The sequence below is a fragment of the Streptococcus sp. KR genome (assembly GCF_002238115.1).
Lineage (GTDB): Bacteria > Bacillota > Bacilli > Lactobacillales > Streptococcaceae > Streptococcus.
In genome coordinates this window covers 1-1,591 of record NZ_NGVM01000059.1, presented here as the reverse complement: position 1 = coordinate 1,591, position 1,591 = coordinate 1, and the positions used below count along the sequence as shown (strand labels likewise).

Here is a 1,591-nt window from a genome sequence, read left to right as displayed (position 1 = left end):
GCCAATACTTGTTTTCCTGAAGATAATTCTTTCAAGTCATCATCTCCTTTTTTAAAGGCTGCAGCTAATTTTGTCATGACCATTTCTTCATCTGCTACACTAAAATCAGAGATCCCATTGCCAGATACTAGCTTCATTTGAAGCTCGCCATTATGATAGACAAGAGGGAAATCAAGATCACTTTCTGCAGTTTCTGATACAAGAGTTTTCGCTTCATTCAGAATATAGCGTACAGCTATTTTTAAATTGGAAGGAGTTTTAATTTGTTTGGGTGTTTTGATTACTACCATTCGTCATACGTCCTTATAGTTTTTACTTTTCGCTCCTGTAAACTTTTCTTCTCCGCACTAGAAAGTTTGACAGCCACCATCTCTTTCAACTCAGATAGATAGTCAATAACTTGTGCTACTTCCTCTGTCGTAACCCCTTGATTTTCGTTAGCATGCTTGGCAATTTGGTTGATGTTCGTGCCCACTCGATTGATAGCAACTCGAAGGTCTTTCAATTCAGAAAAATCAATTTGAACTACCTTCCCTTGTACCAGTTGATTCTTCGCATAGTATTGAAAAGATGGAACTCCCATTTGGGCCATCGCCGTTTTAATTTGACGATCTTCCTCTGGTGTTAGTCGTATCAATTTTTGTATATAGCGTTTTCTATTTTCTCGTTTCTGCATTATTTTTTTTATCCTCTTTCTCTCAAAGTCTCTGGCATTTTCTGACCAGGCATCAGCCCCTGACTTCCTTGTGGCAAGCGTAGCAAATGGATATCCATTTGCAAAATTTAAAAAAATCAGAGAAGGAGAACCTTGTAGTTTTCCTTCTTGATTTTCTCAGTTTTGGGGAAATCCCCAAGCCCCTTTCTTATATCTTTTGGAGTACAACTTCTAACAATTTATCGTAACCAACTGAAGATGTTTTTGAAAATAGATGATTGCTTATCACTATTTTCTACACTTTTTTCTTTCTGACCTTGCAACTTTTCAGCTAGGACAGAAAGTTGTTGAGTAGTTAGAGGCTGGAAAATAGACTGCCCAATTTGTATTTCTGTCAGTAAGATTTTTTCAGTGAGTACAGCTTGAAATTCTTCATCTGTAATCATCTTGAGTAGCTCAATATTTTCTTCTTCCCACTCCAAAAGAGCTGGATCTCCTTCAGGTAGTTGAGACTGTTCTTCCTCTAGTTGCTCCAGAACTTTTTGGCGAGTCAAGTCTTTAGCGCTTGGCGATACTCCTTGAACTCTGTCTCCATCCATGATTGGAATAAAGTCTGAAAGGATGATAATCAGTTGTTCTTCTTGTTCATTAGTCATGAGTGTTGTCCTCCTTGATGATGATTTGTTTTTAATTTGACCTTGGGTTTATTTGGGGTGTCCCGTTCGGTCATTTCGAGAAACCCTTCTCTTTTTTTGATTGTGCATCTGCTTTCAACTCCTGCTTGTGATCTTCGACAGCCTGCTTGCTCTGATCTTTAAACTTCTCCAGTTTTTGTTCAAAACTACGCTTCGTTTGTTTCTCCTGACTCAATCTTAATTGTTCCAATGCTTGATCCATCCGAACCATTAAACTTTTAGCTTCTTGTTGGACAATATC

General features: G+C 38.0%; 3 protein-coding genes and 1 pseudogene. All 4 read right to left on the bottom strand.

Features of this window, described 5'->3' with window-relative positions; translation table 11 throughout:
• Positions 1-290 (bottom strand): annotated as a pseudogene (locus CBI42_RS10735) (relaxase); the annotation flags it as partial.
• Positions 284-676, bottom strand: a complete 393-nt coding sequence (locus CBI42_RS10730; RefSeq protein WP_179211399.1) for a plasmid mobilization protein — start codon at positions 674-676, stop codon at positions 284-286. The pseudogene CBI42_RS10735 and the gene CBI42_RS10730, both read right to left, overlap by 7 nt.
• Before the next feature lie 218 nt (positions 677-894).
• Positions 895-1,311: a hypothetical protein gene (locus tag CBI42_RS10725; protein ID WP_094753963.1), complete on the bottom strand. Its 417-nt coding sequence runs from the start codon at positions 1,309-1,311 to the stop codon at positions 895-897.
• A 70-nt stretch (positions 1,312-1,381) separates the two neighbouring features.
• Positions 1,382-1,591 (bottom strand): hypothetical protein (locus CBI42_RS10720; protein WP_142294109.1); only part of this gene is annotated, 210 nt, incomplete at its 5' end.

Coding starts and splice junctions, on each gene's coding strand:
- CBI42_RS10730 (WP_179211399.1), bottom strand. CDS start 676: ATGCAGAAACGAGAAAATAGAAAACGCTATATACAAAAATTGATACGA.
- CBI42_RS10725 (WP_094753963.1), bottom strand. CDS start 1,311: ATGACTAATGAACAAGAAGAACAACTGATTATCATCCTTTCAGACTTT.